Source organism: Vannielia sp. (genome assembly GCF_029212645.1).
In the GTDB taxonomy this organism is placed as follows: domain Bacteria; phylum Pseudomonadota; class Alphaproteobacteria; order Rhodobacterales; family Rhodobacteraceae; genus Vannielia.
Genome location: NZ_JARGND010000056.1, coordinates 1 through 15,190 on the forward strand (window position 1 = coordinate 1; position 15,190 = coordinate 15,190).

General features: G+C 64.0%; 15 protein-coding genes and 3 pseudogenes. 9 read left to right on the forward strand and 9 right to left on the reverse strand.

What is annotated here, in order from left to right:
* A pseudogene (locus tag P1U55_RS14025) lies at window positions 1-444 on the forward strand (vitamin B12-dependent ribonucleotide reductase); the annotation flags it as partial.
* A 684-nt stretch (window positions 445-1,128) separates the two neighbouring features.
* On the opposite strand, the gene P1U55_RS14030 reads toward P1U55_RS14025, so the two are convergent.
* The gene (locus P1U55_RS14030) at window positions 1,129-2,133 is read right to left on the reverse strand and encodes a Fe(3+) ABC transporter substrate-binding protein (RefSeq protein ID WP_301048246.1); all 1,005 of its coding nucleotides are present in this window, start codon (window positions 2,131-2,133) and stop codon (window positions 1,129-1,131) included.
* A gap of 166 nt (window positions 2,134-2,299) precedes the next feature.
* A complete protein-coding gene (gene mazG / locus P1U55_RS14035) occupies window positions 2,300-3,127 on the reverse strand; it encodes a nucleoside triphosphate pyrophosphohydrolase (RefSeq protein WP_301048248.1) in 828 nt (275 codons plus the stop codon).
* A gap of 59 nt (window positions 3,128-3,186) precedes the next feature.
* Between mazG and P1U55_RS14040 the strand changes: the two genes are divergently transcribed.
* Window positions 3,187-4,353: a M20 aminoacylase family protein gene (locus P1U55_RS14040; protein ID WP_301048249.1), complete on the forward strand. Its 1,167-nt coding sequence runs from the start codon at window positions 3,187-3,189 to the stop codon at window positions 4,351-4,353.
* Window positions 4,354-4,402: 49 nt separating this feature from the next.
* Window positions 4,403-4,810: a DUF1499 domain-containing protein gene (locus tag P1U55_RS14045; protein ID WP_301048250.1), complete on the forward strand. Its 408-nt coding sequence runs from the start codon at window positions 4,403-4,405 to the stop codon at window positions 4,808-4,810.
* A gap of 11 nt (window positions 4,811-4,821) precedes the next feature.
* Here the strand turns inward: P1U55_RS14045 and P1U55_RS14050 are convergent, their stop codons facing one another.
* Entirely contained in the window at window positions 4,822-5,085 is a 264-nt protein-coding gene (locus P1U55_RS14050) for a hypothetical protein (protein ID WP_301048251.1), read from the reverse strand.
* Window positions 5,086-5,145: 60 nt separating this feature from the next.
* On the opposite strand from P1U55_RS14050, the gene prfA reads away from it, so the two are divergent.
* The 3 genes and pseudogenes from prfA (at window position 5,146) to P1U55_RS14065 (ending at window position 7,924) form a co-directional block, all read left to right on the forward strand.
* Complete coding sequence (gene prfA / locus P1U55_RS14055; protein ID WP_301048252.1) at window positions 5,146-6,201, forward strand: peptide chain release factor 1; 1,056 nt, start codon at window positions 5,146-5,148, stop codon at window positions 6,199-6,201.
* A gap of 17 nt (window positions 6,202-6,218) precedes the next feature.
* Window positions 6,219-7,025, forward strand: a pseudogene (prmC, locus tag P1U55_RS14060) (peptide chain release factor N(5)-glutamine methyltransferase).
* A 221-nt stretch (window positions 7,026-7,246) separates the two neighbouring features.
* Window positions 7,247-7,924, forward strand: coding sequence for a DUF4167 domain-containing protein (locus P1U55_RS14065; protein ID WP_301048253.1), 678 nt, complete (start codon window positions 7,247-7,249; stop codon window positions 7,922-7,924).
* Between the two features lie 170 nt (window positions 7,925-8,094).
* Here the strand turns inward: P1U55_RS14065 and P1U55_RS14070 are convergent, their stop codons facing one another.
* The 5 genes from P1U55_RS14070 to P1U55_RS14090 all read right to left on the reverse strand — a co-directional run bounded on the left by P1U55_RS14070 (window position 8,095) and on the right by P1U55_RS14090 (window position 12,516).
* Complete coding sequence (locus P1U55_RS14070; RefSeq protein WP_301048254.1) at window positions 8,095-8,400, reverse strand: RcnB family protein; 306 nt, start codon at window positions 8,398-8,400, stop codon at window positions 8,095-8,097.
* A gap of 208 nt (window positions 8,401-8,608) precedes the next feature.
* Window positions 8,609-9,460: a 16S rRNA (adenine(1518)-N(6)/adenine(1519)-N(6))-dimethyltransferase RsmA gene (rsmA, locus tag P1U55_RS14075; RefSeq protein WP_301048255.1), complete on the reverse strand. Its 852-nt coding sequence runs from the start codon at window positions 9,458-9,460 to the stop codon at window positions 8,609-8,611.
* The gene (gene pdxA, locus P1U55_RS14080; protein WP_301048256.1) at window positions 9,447-10,436 is read right to left on the reverse strand and encodes a 4-hydroxythreonine-4-phosphate dehydrogenase PdxA; all 990 of its coding nucleotides are present in this window, start codon (window positions 10,434-10,436) and stop codon (window positions 9,447-9,449) included. The genes rsmA and pdxA overlap by 14 nt, the downstream gene beginning before the upstream one ends.
* 50 nt (window positions 10,437-10,486) lie before the next feature.
* Complete coding sequence (locus P1U55_RS14085; RefSeq protein ID WP_301048257.1) at window positions 10,487-11,749, reverse strand: peptidylprolyl isomerase; 1,263 nt, start codon at window positions 11,747-11,749, stop codon at window positions 10,487-10,489.
* A gap of 362 nt (window positions 11,750-12,111) precedes the next feature.
* On the reverse strand, window positions 12,112-12,516 hold the full coding sequence (locus P1U55_RS14090) for an Rrf2 family transcriptional regulator (RefSeq protein ID WP_301048258.1): 405 nt from the start codon (window positions 12,514-12,516) through the stop codon (window positions 12,112-12,114).
* Window positions 12,517-12,620: 104 nt separating this feature from the next.
* Here P1U55_RS14090 and P1U55_RS14095 point away from each other — a divergent pair, with 104 nt between their 5' ends.
* From P1U55_RS14095 to P1U55_RS14105, 3 genes are read left to right on the forward strand one after another with little or no spacing between them, the layout of a single operon-like run.
* Window positions 12,621-13,832, forward strand: coding sequence for a GTP-binding protein (locus P1U55_RS14095; RefSeq protein ID WP_301048259.1), 1,212 nt, complete (start codon window positions 12,621-12,623; stop codon window positions 13,830-13,832).
* Entirely contained in the window at window positions 13,829-14,458 is a 630-nt protein-coding gene (locus P1U55_RS14100; protein ID WP_301048260.1) for a DUF1826 domain-containing protein, read from the forward strand. Before P1U55_RS14095 ends, P1U55_RS14100 begins: the two co-directional genes overlap by 4 nt.
* The gene (locus P1U55_RS14105; protein WP_301048261.1) at window positions 14,458-14,712 is read left to right on the forward strand and encodes a DUF6525 family protein; all 255 of its coding nucleotides are present in this window, start codon (window positions 14,458-14,460) and stop codon (window positions 14,710-14,712) included. Before P1U55_RS14100 ends, P1U55_RS14105 begins: the two co-directional genes overlap by 1 nt.
* 332 nt (window positions 14,713-15,044) lie before the next feature.
* On the opposite strand, the pseudogene P1U55_RS14110 reads toward P1U55_RS14105, so the two are convergent.
* Window positions 15,045-15,190: pseudogene (locus P1U55_RS14110) on the reverse strand (ferredoxin--NADP reductase); the annotation flags it as partial.

Sequence of the window (15,190 nt, forward strand, 5' to 3'; positions counted from 1 at the left end):
GATCGCACCGATCTGGCCCATGTAAAGCCCCAGGGCGCTTCGTTTGATGACCTCGGTCGCGGCGAAGAGGAAGGCGTGGCCAACGTCAAGGAGTTGAGCGAAAGCGCCGCCTCCAAGTCATTGGAAGTGCTCAAGCAAATCAGCTCCTCGGGCTACCTGCGCAAACGCCTGCCCACCGATCTGGTGGTGCTGCAAGGCGGCATGGCTAGCGCGGTGGCGCTGGACGCCTCGCTTGATGCCGAAACCGCCCTGCAAACCCTGGTCCCCGAGATCAAGGCAGATACGGCGCTGGCCAGCGGCGCGGTGGGCATGGACCTGCGCACCAAGGCAAAAATGCAGGGCTACGAGGGCGATCCTTGCGGCGAATGCGGCAACTACACGCTGGTGCGCAACGGCACCTGCATGAAGTGCAACACCTGCGGGTCAACGAGCGGCTGTAGCTAACGAAATTCCACGCGTCACCCACCTCTGGAGGTGGCGCGGGGAAGCAGGGGGACGACCGGGATCAGCTCCGGGCCAACCCTGCACCTTTCCGGAGAGGGTGCGCTCTCTCCTGACGACGTTCAGGCCGCAGGCAGAAACCGGGCGGTACACAGAATGAGCCTGAACGGCGAAACTCACGGGGGAGCTTCGGCTCCCCCTTTTTCTTTGCCTTGTTCTATGGCGCTTTTTTCGCGTTAACCGCAAAAAGATCACAGCCACACCCCATGCACATCCGATACACAAGTGATGCACATCGGCTTTCGGGTGCCATGGTTAAGTAACCCCACCGCACGCCGCCCCGAAACATAATTGACCACGGTCAATTTGCCTCTCAATGCTCCGGAAATATCCCGGGGGGTGTGGGGGGCTGGCCCCCCACGGATGACGCGGTGTGGGGGGCTGGCCCCCCATGGATGACGCGGTGTGGGGGGCTGGCCCCCCATGGATGGCGCGGTATGGGGAATGCCCCCTCACGGGTAGCGCGGTGTGGCAGGCTGCCCCCCACGGGCGGCGCGGCATCGGTCAGGCACGCCGTGACGGCAAATGCGCGGGATAGGGGGCAGGCCGTAGAGGCAGGTCACACACAAACAGGGGCCGCGCCATATAGCCATGGCGCGGCCCCCTTTCACTGGGATATGGGCGGGTTCAACCGTCGTAATCGACCTCTTCGATCAGGCGCAGCGCGGCGGGGCGCAGTTTGGCCAGATCCATCAGGTTCACATCATCGGCGGTGAACTCTCCCCAGCCTTGCACCAGGTCCGAGGGCGAGGAGCCGGGGGCGACGGGGTATTCATTGTTGATCTCGGCGTAGATTTCCTGTGCTTCCGGGGAGGCCAGAAACTCCATGAATTTCAGGGCGTTCTCGGCGTTGGGCGCGGCGGCTGTCATGGCGGTGCCGGAGATGTTTACATGGGTGCCGCCCTCTTCAAAGGTGGGGAAGACGATGCGCACGCTATCGGCCCATGGCTTTTGCTCCGGGTCGGCCAGCATGGCGCCCATGTAATAGGTGTTGCCCAGCGAGATATCACATTCGCCCGCGTAGATCGCCTTGACCTGAGCACGGTCATTGCCCTGCGGTTTGCGCGCCAGATTGGCCTTCAGCCCTTCAAGCCAGGTGCGGGTGTAGTCTTCGCCGTGGTGGTGCAGCATCGCCGAGGTGAGGGCGACGTTATAGGCGTGGGTGCCCGAGCGGGTACAGATGCGGCCCTTCCACTTGGGATCGGCGAGGTCTTCATAGGTGGTCACTTCGCCATCGGCCACGTTCTCGCGGGAGGCGTAAACAACCCGCGCACGGGTGGTGACGCCCCACCACTGGCCATCGGGGTCGTGGTAGGCGGCGGGGACATTCGCCGAAAGCGCATCGCTTTTGACCGGCTGGGTCACACCGGCATTCACCACCTCGGCGAGGCGCGAGATATCGACGGTGAGCACCACATCGGCGGGCGAGCGTTTGCCCTCGGCCTTGAGCCGCTCAACCATGCCCTTGTTGAGGAAGGCGACGTTGACCTTGATGCCGGTTTCAGCAGTGAACGCCTCGGTCAGCGGGGCGATCAGCTCGGGCTGGCGGTAGGAGTAAACATTGACCTCCTGCGCCAGCGCGGGGGCGGCGATACAGGTGGCGGCGAGGGCGAGTGTGGTGGGTTTAAACATAAGACCTCCGGTTGTTGTTGCCGGGGGTTAAATCTGAGTCTTTTGGTCGGGTCAATACCTGATTGCTTTAGTCGGATATTATTGCGGAGCCGCCTGTAGCGGACCGCATAAAATGCGCGCGAGGTCTGGGCCGACCCCGACACCTGTGGCCCTTGCGCCGGAGCTTCTAGGGTTTTTCGGCCTGTTTGATCCGGGTCCAGAGCGCGTCCATCTCATCAAGGGTGGCTTCGGTGGGGGTGCGGCCTTCAGCTTTGAGGGCGTCTTCTATGGCGTTGAAGCGGCGGGTGAATTTGGCGTTGGTGCGGCGCAGGGCGGCTTCGGGATCAATCCCCTTGTGGCGGGCGAGGTTGGTGAGGACAAAGAGCAGGTCGCCCATTTCATCCTCCATCGCGTCGGCATTGCCCTCGGCCTCGGCAAACTCGGCGGCTTCTTCCTGCACCTTGGCGAGCACGGCGCTCACATCGTCCCAGTCAAACCCAACGCGGGCGGCGCGGTTTTGCAGCTTGAGGGCGCGGCTGAGGGCGGGCAGGCCCATGGCGACGCCATCAAGGGTGCGGTGCTCGCCCTTGGCCTTGCGTTCGGCGGCCTTTTGCACCTCCCAGTCGCGGGTTTGTTGCGCGGCGGATTTATCGCGGCTTTCGGGGCCAAACACATGCGGGTGACGGCTGACCATTTTATCGGCAATGGCCCGCGCGATGGAGGCAAAATCAAAGCGGCCGTCCTCGGCCCCCATCTGCGCGAAGTAGACGGTTTGCAACAGCAGATCGCCCAACTCGCCCTCAAGCTCGCCCCAGGCTTCGCGCTCTACCGCATCGGCAACCTCATAGGCCTCTTCGATGGTATAGGGGGCGATGGTGGCATAGGTTTGCTCAATGTCCCACGGGCAGCCCTTATCGGGGTCACGCAGGCAGGCCATGATCGCCAAGAGGCGCTGCATCTGGCCTTCGGCGCCGGTGTCACGGTCAAATATCAGTGCGGCTGTGGGGTCGGCCATTGCGGGCGGGCTCCGTTTGGGATTTGCTTTGGGCAGTTCGAGGAAAGGAACCCCAGCCGATGCCGATCGTCAACCGGATAGCCGCGCAAACCGAAGAGATGGCGGCGTGGCGCCAGCATTTGCACGCGCATCCGGAGTTGGAATTTGACTGCCACGAAACGGCGGCTTTTGTGGCCGAGCGGTTGCGCGAATTTGGCGTGGACGAGGTGCATGAGGGTATTGCGAGGACCGGCTTGGTGGCGGTGATCCGGGGGCAAGGCAAGAGCAAGCGGCGGCTGGGGCTGCGCGCAGATATGGATGCGCTGCCGATCGAGGAGGCGACTGGCGCGGCCTATGCCAGCAAGGTGGCGGGCAGGATGCATGCCTGCGGCCATGACGGGCATACCACGATGCTGCTGGGGGCGGCGAAATACCTTGCCGAAACGCGCAATTTTGCGGGCGAGGTGGCGCTGATCTTTCAGCCCGCCGAGGAGCATGGCGGGGGTGGAAAGGTGATGGTGGATGAGGGGATTATGGATCGCTTCGGGATCACCGAGGTTTATGGCATCCACAACGCGCCGGGCATGGCGGAGGGAGAGTTCCTCACCACGCCGGGTGCGATCCTGGCGGCGGTGGACAGCTTTGACATCAACATCAAGGGGCAGGGCGGGCATGCGGCGTTGCCCCACCTCACCCGTGATCCGATTGTGGCTGCCGTGGGCATGGTGAGCGCGATCAACACCATTGCGAGCCGGAATCATTATGCGCTGGATGAGCTTGTGGTGAGCGTGACCCAGATCCATGCGGGCAGCGCCGATAACGTGATCCCCGACACCGCTTACATCAACGGCACGGTGCGCTCGTTCGACGGTGAGGTGCGCACCATGGCCCGCCGCCGCCTGGCAGAGATTGTGGCCGGGCAGGCCGAGGCTTTTGGCGTGGCGGCGGAGTTGATCTACCACGAGGAATACCCGGCGACGATAAACACCCCGCGCGAGGCCGCCTTTGCCGCCGATGTGGCGCAGCAGATCACCGGGCGGGTTGAGCGGGACGGCGTGCCGGGGATGGGCGCGGAGGACTTTTCCTACATGCTGGAAGCGCGGCCCGGTGCCTTTTTGTTTTTGGGGGCGGGGGAGGATCGCGCCTCGCTGCATCACCCGAAGTACGACTTTAACGACGAGGTGGCGCCGATTGGGGCGAGCTTTTTTGCGCGGTTGGTTGAAACCGCCCAGCCGGTCACAGATTGAGGTGTTGGAGCATGGATATTTTCAGCAAGAAAATGAGTGAGGCTGGCACATGAAGTGGGTTTTGGTGATTTTGGTCTGCGCCGTTGCGGGCTTTGCAGCCTGGGTGCGGCTGGCGCCCTTGCCAGAGGCGCGGATGGTGGCGGAGCCGGGGCCGGACGCGCCGGGGCGCCACAGGGGCGAGGGCGATTACAAGGTGGTAATCCCGCTGGCAAATCTGCCCGAGGGCGCGCGGGAGCGGTTGGAGGCCGAAATTGCCCGCACCCCGAGGGCCAGGCCGAAGGGCGAGGGCGCTTGGGTGGTGCGCTCGGCGCTATGGGGCTTTCCCGATATTGTGCGGCTTTGGCAGGCCGATGGCGCCTTGCACCTGCATTCAGGGCTGGTGATCGGCAAGAGCGACATGGGCGTGAACGCCAAGCGCGTTGACGGCTGGCTGGAGCGGGCCGGAATTGGCGAATGAGCGGCGCGGGGTTAGCCTGAGGGGGCGGCGGTTTTGGGCAGGGCCGAGCTGAGGCAGCCTTGGCCGATATCGCGCCACATGGGCACGTTGAGCGACATCTGGCACTGCGCGGTGAAGCCGCGGCCATTGACGGTGAGGCAAATTTTTTCGCCCAGTTCGATGCGCCCGCCGGAGGTGTTGGTGCAGTAGCAATCCGGCCCGGTGCCGCCTTGCTTGCTTTGTGCGAGGGCGGGGGTTGCCAGGAGGGCCAGTGTGAGGGCTGCGTGCGGGATCATGGAACATCATAGCACGGGCGGGCTCTTGACCAAAGCGCGGGGATCAGGCAGGTCGCCCGGATGATCCCTGAAGACCGCCTTAACGAGATTTCCGCCCGGTTCGAGTATCTTGAAGCTCGGATGAATGAGGGCGTGTCGGGGGAGGAGATTGCCCAGCTTGCCCGCGAATATGCCGAGCTGAAGCCGGTGGTGGCCGAGATCACCACCTGGCGGCAGGTGCGCGACGAGATCGCCGAGGCCGAGGCGATGCTGGATGACCCGGAGATGGCGCCGCTGGCCAAGGAAGAGCTTCCGGGCCTGCGAGAGCGGTTACCGCAGATCGAGGACAGCTTGCAGATTGCGCTGTTGCCGCGCGATGCCGCCGATGCCCGCCCCGCAATGATGGAGATCAGGCCGGGAACCGGGGGCGAGGAGGCCTCGCTTTTTGCCGGGGATTTGCTGCGGATGTATCAGCGCTTTGCCGAAACGCAGGGCTGGGGCTGGGAGGTGATCGAGCTTCAGGAAACCGAGCTTGGCGGCGTCAAGGAAGCGGTTGTGCACGTGAAGGGCGACGGGGTTTTTGCCCGGCTGAAGTATGAGAGCGGCGTGCACCGCGTGCAGCGGGTGCCCGAAACCGAGAGCGGCGGGCGCATCCACACCAGTGCCGCCACGGTGGCGGTGCTGCCGGAGGCCGAGGCGGTGGATATTGATATTCCCGCCGGTGACATCCGGATTGATACCATGCGCGCCAGCGGTGCGGGCGGGCAGCATGTGAACACCACCGACAGTGCCGTGCGCATCACCCACCTGCCCACCGGCGTGATGGTGACATCGGCGGAAAAATCGCAGCACCGCAACCGCGAGATCGCGATGCAGGTGTTGCGCACAAGGCTTTACGATCTGGAGCGGCAGCGGGTGGATGGCGAGCGCTCCGCGGAGCGTAAATCGCAGGTGGGATCGGGGGATCGCAGCGAGCGCATCCGCACCTACAATTTCCCGCAGGGCCGGGTGACGGACCATCGCATCAATCTGACGCTTTATTCGCTCGACAAGGTGATGCAAGGCGATCTGGCCGAGTTGATTGACGCGCTGACAGCGGATGAGCAATCCCGCAAGCTGGCGGAGATGGGTGCGTGACAACCGTCAGCGGTGGATTGCGGCACTTGACGACCCTTTTGAAAGACGCGGGGCTGGAGCAACCGGCGCGAGAGGCGCGGCTGCTGCTGGCGCATGTGCTTGAGGTCGCGCCGGACCGGCTGGTGCTGCACCTTGAAGACCCCCTGAGCGAGGGCGCGCTGCGCCGTGGCGAGGCGCTGGCGCAGCGGCGGCGGCGCGGTGAGCCGATGAGCCATTTGGTGGGCTATCGCGCGTTTTGGGGGCGGCGTTTTGCGGTGGACGCAAGGGCGCTTGATCCTCGCCCTGAAACCGAAGGGCTGATCGCGGCGGCGCTTGAGGCGCCGTTCGAACGGGAGCTGGACCTTGGATGAGGGTCCGGCTGTATCTTGCTGACATGGCTGGCAGAACGCGGATCGGCACGGGGCGTTGGGGCGGATATTTCAGAAGAGGCGCTGGCGCTGGCGGCGCAGAATGCGGCCGCATTGGCGGTGATGGATCGGGTGGAGATGTGCCGCTCGGACTGGTTTGAGGCCGTGGAAGGGCGGTTTGATCTGATCGTCGCCAACCCGCCTTATATCGCGCTCGACGAGATGGACGGGCTGGCGGCAGAGCTTGCACATGAGCCCCGCCTTGCGCTGACCGATGAAGGCGACGGGCTGGAGGCCTATCGGCGCATCACCGCAGGGGTGGGCGCGCATTTGGCTCCCGGCGGGCGGTTGTTGCTGGAAATCGGGCCAACTCAAGGGGCGGCCGTGCGTGCGCTGGTAGAGGGGGCGGGGCTTGGCGATGTGGAAATCCGCCCCGATTTTGATGGCCGCGACAGGGTGGTATTGGGCCGGGCTTAGGCGCTTTTTCGCGACAAGCCACAGGTTTTTGATGAAAATTGCCCGGAATCACCGCTTTTTCACTTGTCACGGGGGAGAGGGGCCATATAAGCCTACCGAAGAGGCGCTGTGCTGGGGCACGCCCTCAAAACTGTCACCCAAATGCGACCGATCTTAATTTTCGAGACCGTGGAACACGCGGCAGGTCGCGCGAAACCGCAACAAGGCGGAACCAGAGTTACATGAGATCTTCCAAGTCACGTTCGCGTTCCAAAGGGAACCGCTCGCGCTCGATGGGCAATATCGTCAACCGTGTTTTTGATAGCTCGGGGCCTGAGGGAAAGGTGCGCGGCACCCCTCAGCAGATCATCGACAAATACCAACAGCTGTTTCGCGACGCGCAGTTGAGCAATGATCGGGTGGCGGCAGAGAACTTTCAGCAGCACGCCGAGCATTACATTCGCATGTTGGCCGAGGCGCAGCGCGAGCAGGATGCCCGCCAACAGCAGAACAACAACAACCAACAGAATAACCAGCAAGACCGGCAGCAGAACAACAATCAGCAAGACCGGCAGCAAGACCGCCAGCAGAACAACCAGCAAGATCGCCAGCAGCAGCCCAAGGGCCAGCAGGGCGGTGGTGATGGTGAACAGGGTGGTGATAGCGCGCAGGGCAGCAAGGAACGCAACGACGCGCCCCAACAGCCTCAGCCGCAAGCAGAGCCGCAACCCGCAGCCGAGCCACAGCCGCAACCGGCTGCCGAGCCAGCCTCTGATGTGATGGACGTGCTGGGCGATGAGGCCGATACCGGGCTGGTTGAAACCCCCGAAAGCAAGCCGGTGAAGCCGCGCCGCAAGCGGGTGCGCAAGCCCGCAGCGGAAGTTGCCGCGCCGAGCGAGGAGTCCAAAGCCGCCGAGTGAGGCCGGGCTTTGGCAAAGATGAGAGGAGGCGCGGGCCGTGAGGCTGGCGCCTTTTTAATGTGCGGTGCTCGGGCGTGGCGGGTGGTGGAAAGCAAAACGCTCTCGCCGGGGGGCGAGAGCGTGGGGGAGCGCAGCGGCCTGTTCGCCTGTCGCCCATGGGAGAGGGTGGTTTAGTCGATCAGCGCCCGGATCAGAAGCGATGCGGCGGTGGCGAGGTAGAGATCGCCGTTATTCACCACGTAAACCTGATTTCGCGGGGGATTGGGGAGGCCGCGCGAGCGCCAGTTCTTGATGACGGTGACCTCTTTTTTGCTGAAGTGCTGGCCGACCCTTTTTTTGTGGCGGTGGGCTTGGGTCTTTTTCACTTGGTGGGCTTTGGCCTTTTTCACTTCTTTGACTTTGACGTCCTGGCCATGAGCGCCGTGTTTCTTGACGACCACGCGCTCGGCCATGGCGGGGATGGCGGTGGTGGACATGGCGGCTGTGGCCAGAACCAGGACGGTTGCGCATCGTTTCATTAGGGTCTGCATCGGGTGCCTCCTCGTTGTTGGTTTGCCGTTGTGATACGCCTGGGGTGGCGCGATCTGTCGCGGAAAATTTCAAGCCATTGTAATCATGTAGGTTTATGGTGTGTCGGGTGACGCTCGCGGGGCTGCGCCCGCATCGCCCCACCCGCCATCCCGCTTAAGGTTGGCGCGCGGCGGCGATGGTGCGGGTGAGGGTGGCGAACTCTTCGATCGAGAGGGTTTCGGCGCGGCGTGTGGGGGCGATGCCGGCCTCGGTGAGCAGGGTTTCGATCTCGGGGTGCATGCCTTTGAGCGAGGCGCGCAGCATCTTGCGGCGTTGGTTGAAGGCCTGTGCCACCACCTGTGTGAGCAGCGCCTCGGGGGCCTGGAAAAGCGGCGCGGGGCGGGGCTTCAGGTGGACCACGGCGGAGCTGACCTTGGGCGGCGGGGTGAAGGCCTCGGGCGGGAGGCGCAGGGCGATATGGGCCTCGCATTTCCACTGGGCGAGCACGGCGAGGCGGCCATAGGCCTTGCTGCCCGGTTCGGCGGTGATGCGCTCGGCGACTTCCTTTTGGAACATCAGGGTGAGGCTTTGCCAGAAGGGCGGCCAGGACGCGGGGGTGAGCCAGCGGATCAGCAGCTCTGTGCCGACGTTATAGGGCAGGTTGGCGACGACGTGGATGGGGCTGGAGAGATGCGCCAGCGCGTTGATTTCGAGCGCGTCCCCTTCGATCACCTCCAGCTTGCCGGGGTAGGCGGCGGCGATTTCGGCCAGGGCGGGGAGGCAGCGGGCGTCTTTTTCGATGGCCAGCACGCGGCGGGCGCCGTTGGCCAGAAGGCCACGGGTGAGGCCGCCGGGGCCGGGGCCGACCTCCAGCACATCAGCGCCGGAGAGATCGCCGGGGATGCGGGCGATCCGGGCGGTGAGGTTGAGATCGAGCAGGAAGTTTTGCCCGAGGGATTTTTTGGCGGCGAGGCCGTGGGTGGTGATCACCTCGCGCAGGGGGGGGAGGCCATCAATCTGGGCCATGGGCGCTCCTTTGGCGGGCCATGTCACGGGCCATGCGCAGGGCTTCGATCAGCGATCTGGGCGTGGCGATGCCTTTGCCTGCGATATCGAAAGCGGTGCCGTGGTCGGGCGAGGTGCGGATGAAGGGCAGGCCGAGGGTGACGTTGACGGCGCGGTCAAAGGCCAGCGTTTTGGCGGGGATCAGGGCCTGATCGTGATACATGGCCACGGCCACATCGTAGCGCGCGCGGGCGGCGGCGTGGAACATGGTATCGGCGGGCAGCGGGCCGGTGAGGGCGAGGCCCTCGGCGCGCAGCTTTTCGGCTAGGGCTTCGATCCAATCCTGCTCATCGGTGCCGATCTTGCCGCCTTCGCCGGCGTGGGGGTTGAGGCCTGCCAGAGCGATGCGCGGTGCGGTTAGGCCAAAATCCTGGGTCATCGCGGTGGCGGTGATGCGGATGGTTTCTTCGAGCAGCGCGGGGGTGAGGGCGCTGGCGACCTCGGCCAGAGGGATGTGGATGGTGGCGGGCACCACGCGCAGCGCATCGGAGGCCAGCAGCATGACGGCGCGCGCCGATGGATCACCCGAGAGGGCGGCGAGAAATTCGGTATGGCCGGGGTAGGCAAAGCCTGCGCCATCAATCAGCGCCTGTTTGTGGATCGGGGCGGTGGTGAGGGCCATGGCCTCGCCCGCCTGGGTGAGGGCAACGGCGTGCTCAATCGCGGCGATGACGCTGGGGGCATCGGCGGGATCAGGCGCACCGGGGCGGCTGTTGCCGGGGAAGGTGACTTCGATCACCGGCAGGGCGTGGGGCATCACGGCGGGGGCACCGGCAAGGGTGGGGATGACGCGGGTGGGCAGGCCGGGTGGCAGGTGCTTTGGGCTGCCGATATAGGCAAAGCAGAGCTCGTGGCGCAGGTTTGTCCAGGCCTTGGCGGCGAGTTCGGGGCCAATGCCGGCGGGCTCGCCGCAAGAGAGGGCGATGATTTCAGCCATGGGGCGTGCCTTGCGGTTCGGGCCGCGTGGTGGCCCGTTTAGGGGCCAGATCAAGGATAGGTGATGATTGCATCGGCCTTCAGCTCGGCGAGGTAGCTATTGGCGTAGCCCGCGATGCGCTGGTTGACCAGGCGGTCGCGGATGCCGGAGCGGTTAACCTCTTCATCGCCAATCGCCACGGTGCGGTTGCACAGCATGAGGAACACCAGCGCATTGCCGCGCACCAGGGTGGTGCTTTCATCGGCATCAAGGCGGGCGAGGGCGAGGGCGATATCCTGCGGCAGCGCATCGGTGGTTTTGGTCTCTCGCACAAGGCGCTCTTCGGGGAGGCCTTGCGCCACCTTGTAGAGATCATTGCAGCTATCGACGCGGGCTTTCACTTTGCCCGCCTCGCGCAGCGCCTCTTCGCTCTGTCCGCCGGGGATGAGGAACTGGGCGTATTCGACCTCTACGGCCTCGACCACCGGGGAATCGGTTTCGATAAGGCGGCGCAGCTGGAAAATGGCGATGGCGTTGGGGATCGGGAAGGGCGGGGTTACGCCGCCGGGGGGCAGGGTGAGCAGCGATTGGGCGATGGGGCCGGGCAGGTTGCCGAGCGGCACAGGCTCGGGCAGGCGGCCACCGGTGCGCTTGGAGGGCGAGGCGGAGTAGCGGCGCGCATAACTGGAAAACGCCGTTTCGGTCCGCACATTGGCCACGATATCCGCCACGATCCGCTGAGCCTGAGCGGCGCGGGCGGGGTTATCGGCGGGGATGATGATCTCGGAGAACAGCGCCGAGGCGCCGCCGGTGCGGGAGGTGAGGGCGAGGGCGCGATCCACCTCATCATCGCTGATCTGCACGCGGCCAGCAAATCGCTGGCGTACCACTTCGCGCCAGAGCAGGCCAGCGGAGACGAAATCACGGAAGGTTTCGCGCGACACACCAGCCCCGGCGAGCGCCTTGATCAGCCCTTCACGGTCAAGGTTGGCGCGGCCGGCAAACTCGGTTTCTCCGGTTTCGATCTGTTCCTCGGTGAGGGCAATGTCCATCCGTTGCGCGGCGATGGCGCGCAGGCGGTCATCTACAAGGGCGTCCAGCGCGTCGTCTTCGACGTTGCCGGGCGTGCGGAACACCCGCATCATGAGAATGCGCTGTTGCAGCTCGTAGTTGGTGACGACCTTGCCGTTGATCGTGACGACCGGCTGGAACAACTCGGCCGAAGAGACCTGTGCCGTGGCCGTGCCGGGGGCCATGCCAGCGGGCGCGAGGCCCAGCAAAGCCAACGCCAGAGTGGCCGCTTTCACTACCCGGAAATGGAGCTTGTTGTTCATGGCTGCCTGCCCGCCCGTTGTCTTGCCGTCTTTTGTTGCGCCCTTTATCCCAGAGCCGCAAGGGTTTGTCACCCCGCGAAGCGCTGATGGCGGATTGTTGAAGGCTGCGGCGGAACCGCTCGATCATCCCTGGTGAAAAGGGGCTGGCGGTGGCCATTCGGGCGCACCTGTGCCGGTTTGGGTGAGGGCGGTGGTGCCGGAGCGGAAAGCCTGCTTTTGAACGCGGGCGGAGCATGATTGTCCGGGATCAGGGGGCTACGGCACAGGGGGGCACCAGCCCCTCTTGGGTGCGAGTGGGTTGGTGTGGGGCCGGTGAAGAAGCACCTTTTCGAACCTGAACTCAAATTCTCTACGCCGCTTCCCTATACGCCTCGCACTTCGGAGATTGATGTTTCCCCGAGCTTGTCGACAAGGCTCCGTTCCACTTCGTCAAGGACCGTGGAGACGCGGGTTTGCAGCGCATGTTCCACGGAACAGGTGGCCGGTTCACGGGATTCATCTGTCGCAACCAGCCGCTCATCAAGCGCAAGATAAACATCGGCGAGGGTGATCTCCTGTGGGGCGCGGGCCAAACGCCAGCCACCTGAATGGCCCTTTTCTGAGGTCAATAGCCCCGCCTCTCGCAGCTTTCCCAAGACGCGGCGCACGACGACAGGGTTGGTGCCTGCGTGATCGGCAATATCGGCAGAGGTGCGCATGCGGTCGGGCGCTCCGGCCATGTGGCTGAGCGTGTGCAGGGCAAGGGACAGGCGAGAGTTGCGCTTCATTTACAGCTTTACTCCACGTGGCGGTCAACACGTAACTTTTGCAGTTGCATTAGTCTAGTAACTTTGTAGGTTACGTGATCTGTATATCATCTTTGGAGTGACCTATGTCAGACGAACGCCTTCCCGTCACGGTTCTTTCCGGGTTCCTGGGGGCCGGGAAAACGACCCTGCTCAACCGGGTGCTCAACAACCGCGAGGGCCGCCGTGTTGCAGTGATCGTGAACGATATGTCTGAGGTGAACATCGACGGCGATCTTGTGCGCGCAGACACCGAACTTAGCCGGACCGATGAAACCCTGGTCGAGATGTCAAACGGCTGCATTTGCTGCACCCTGCGCGATGATCTGCTGGAAGAGGTGCGCCGCCTCGCGGGGGAGGGGCGGTTTGATTACCTGCTGATCGAATCGACCGGGATTTCTGAGCCGCTGCCGGTTGCCGCCACCTTCGACTTTCGCGATGAGGCGGGCGAGAGCCTTTCGGATGTGTCCCGGCTGGATACGATGGTGACGGTGGTGGATGCCGCGAACCTGCTCAACGATTATTCCAGCCATGATTTCCTGAGGGACCGCGGCGAGACCCTTGGCGAAGAAGATGACCGCACGCTTGTGCATCTGCTGACCGACCAGATCGAATTTGCCGATGTGGTGGTGTTGAACAAGGTCACGGATGCAGGCCCAAAGCGTGTGGATGCCGCTCGCAAGATCATCCGCAGCCTGAACGCGGACGCGAAGATCATCGAGACAGATCACTCGGACGTACCAGCCGATAGCATCCTCGACACCGGGCTGTTTGATTTTGAGAAAGCGCATGAGCACCCGATGTGGGCCAAGGAGCTTTATGGCTTTGCGGACCATGTGCCCGAAACCGAGGAATACGGCGTGGCGTCGTTTGTTTATCGCGCGCGGCGTCCCTTCATCCCCGAAAAGATCATGGAGGCGCTGAACGGCCCGATGCCCGGCGTGATCCGGGCAAAGGGGCATTTCTGGATTGCCACACGGCCCGGATGGGTGGCCGAATTTTCGCTCGCCGGTGCGCTTTCCAGCGTCACGCCGCTGGGCACATGGTGGGCGTCGGTGCCCACAGACCGCTGGCCCGACCATGAAAGCGCGCGCGCCTATATGCAGGCCCACTGGCAAGAGCCTTGGGGGGACCGGCGCCAGGAGCTTGTGTTCATCGGCGCGGGCATTGACTGGCCTGCGCTCAGCGCCCGGCTTGATGCCTGCCTTGTTCCTGAGAGTGCGGCGACAGGCCCCGGCGATCTGCCCGTTTACGACGATCCGTTCCCCGCGTGGCGGCGTGCCGAGGAGGCCGCATGACCCTGCATTCCGCCGTTCGCCCCATAGGCGATGTGGTCGCGCGTGTTGGCAGGCCGGAAGATCTGGCACAGTTGCTTGAGCCCGCTTGCCCAGCTGCCATTTGGCACAGGCAAGCGGTGCCCGCCTTTCAGGGGTGGCTTGATGCGTTGGCACCAGAGCTTTTGCCCAACAGTCGGGTGGTGGTGCATCGCAGCCAGGTGCGGCCAGCTGTGGCCGAAATCTGCGAGCTTGCTAAAACGCCCGCCGGCGCCGCACGGGCGCATCTGATCGGGGATATTGTGACGCTGTCGGAGACCTTCGCCGAGCTCATGCGCACCGATTACCTGCGCCTGCGCCTTGATGCGGTTAAAACCAATGCGTGCCGCAAGTTTCATGTTGATGCGATCACCGCCCGGCTTGTTTGCACCTATCGCGGCATTGGCACGCAATACGGCATCTCTGCCGATGGCGGTGATCCCGAGCGCATCTTTACCGTTCCGACCGGGGCGCCGATCCTGTTGCGCGGCACACTTGCGCCGGAGCAGCCTGCCTCTGGGTTGCGGCATCGTTCGCCCCCGATCGAGGGCAGCGGTACGACCCGTCTGGTGCTGGTGCTTGATCCCGTGGCAGACCCGGAGGACGCCTGATGGGCCGCAATCTTGGTGCAACAAGCTTGCCCCGCAAGCGGCGGCCCCATGATCCGATGCGCAGCTATGACGCCTTGCCCGCGCCGCTGCGCGCGTGGCTGGCAAAAGCCGCCCTGCCATGGTCGCCCGCCTCTGCGCGGCGGTTGTGGAAACGTGCGAAAGCTGAGGGCCACGATACCCAGGCCGCTTTGCAGCTTTTGTCACGCGCGGAAGAACGCACTTTGGCCCGCGATCACCATTCACTCAAACTCTGACGATCTCTCCTGCACGTGAAGGGCAATACGCCATGCCCCGCATATAACGCCCGCGTGGGGCGGGGGCTGGATTTGGCGGGCATGTCTGGTGAGGGTGGCCGCACCATCGTGCTCAAGACCAATAGCCCCAAGCGGCCTTCCAGTGGCGCTTGTCTGGCCGTTTTGGGGGGGATTGCGCGAACGGAAGGCTCTTTGAGCAGGTCACAGGCGCGCAGTTTGCGACCAATCCCGCCGCTTAAAAGCGCGAGGTCGCTTTAGCCTGCCGGGGAAAAGGGGCGGCTTGACCGTTGCCCGATTTGGGCAACAGGGGCGTGCCGGTCCCGCAGCAAGGTTTAGTCGAGGAAGGCCTTTTCCACCACATATTGCGCAGGCTTGGAATTGGCGCCTTCGACCAGCCCATAATCTTCGAGCATGTCTTTGATTTCGAGGTTGAAGGCGAGGTTGCCGCAGACCATGGCGCGGTCTGTTTCGGGGTTCA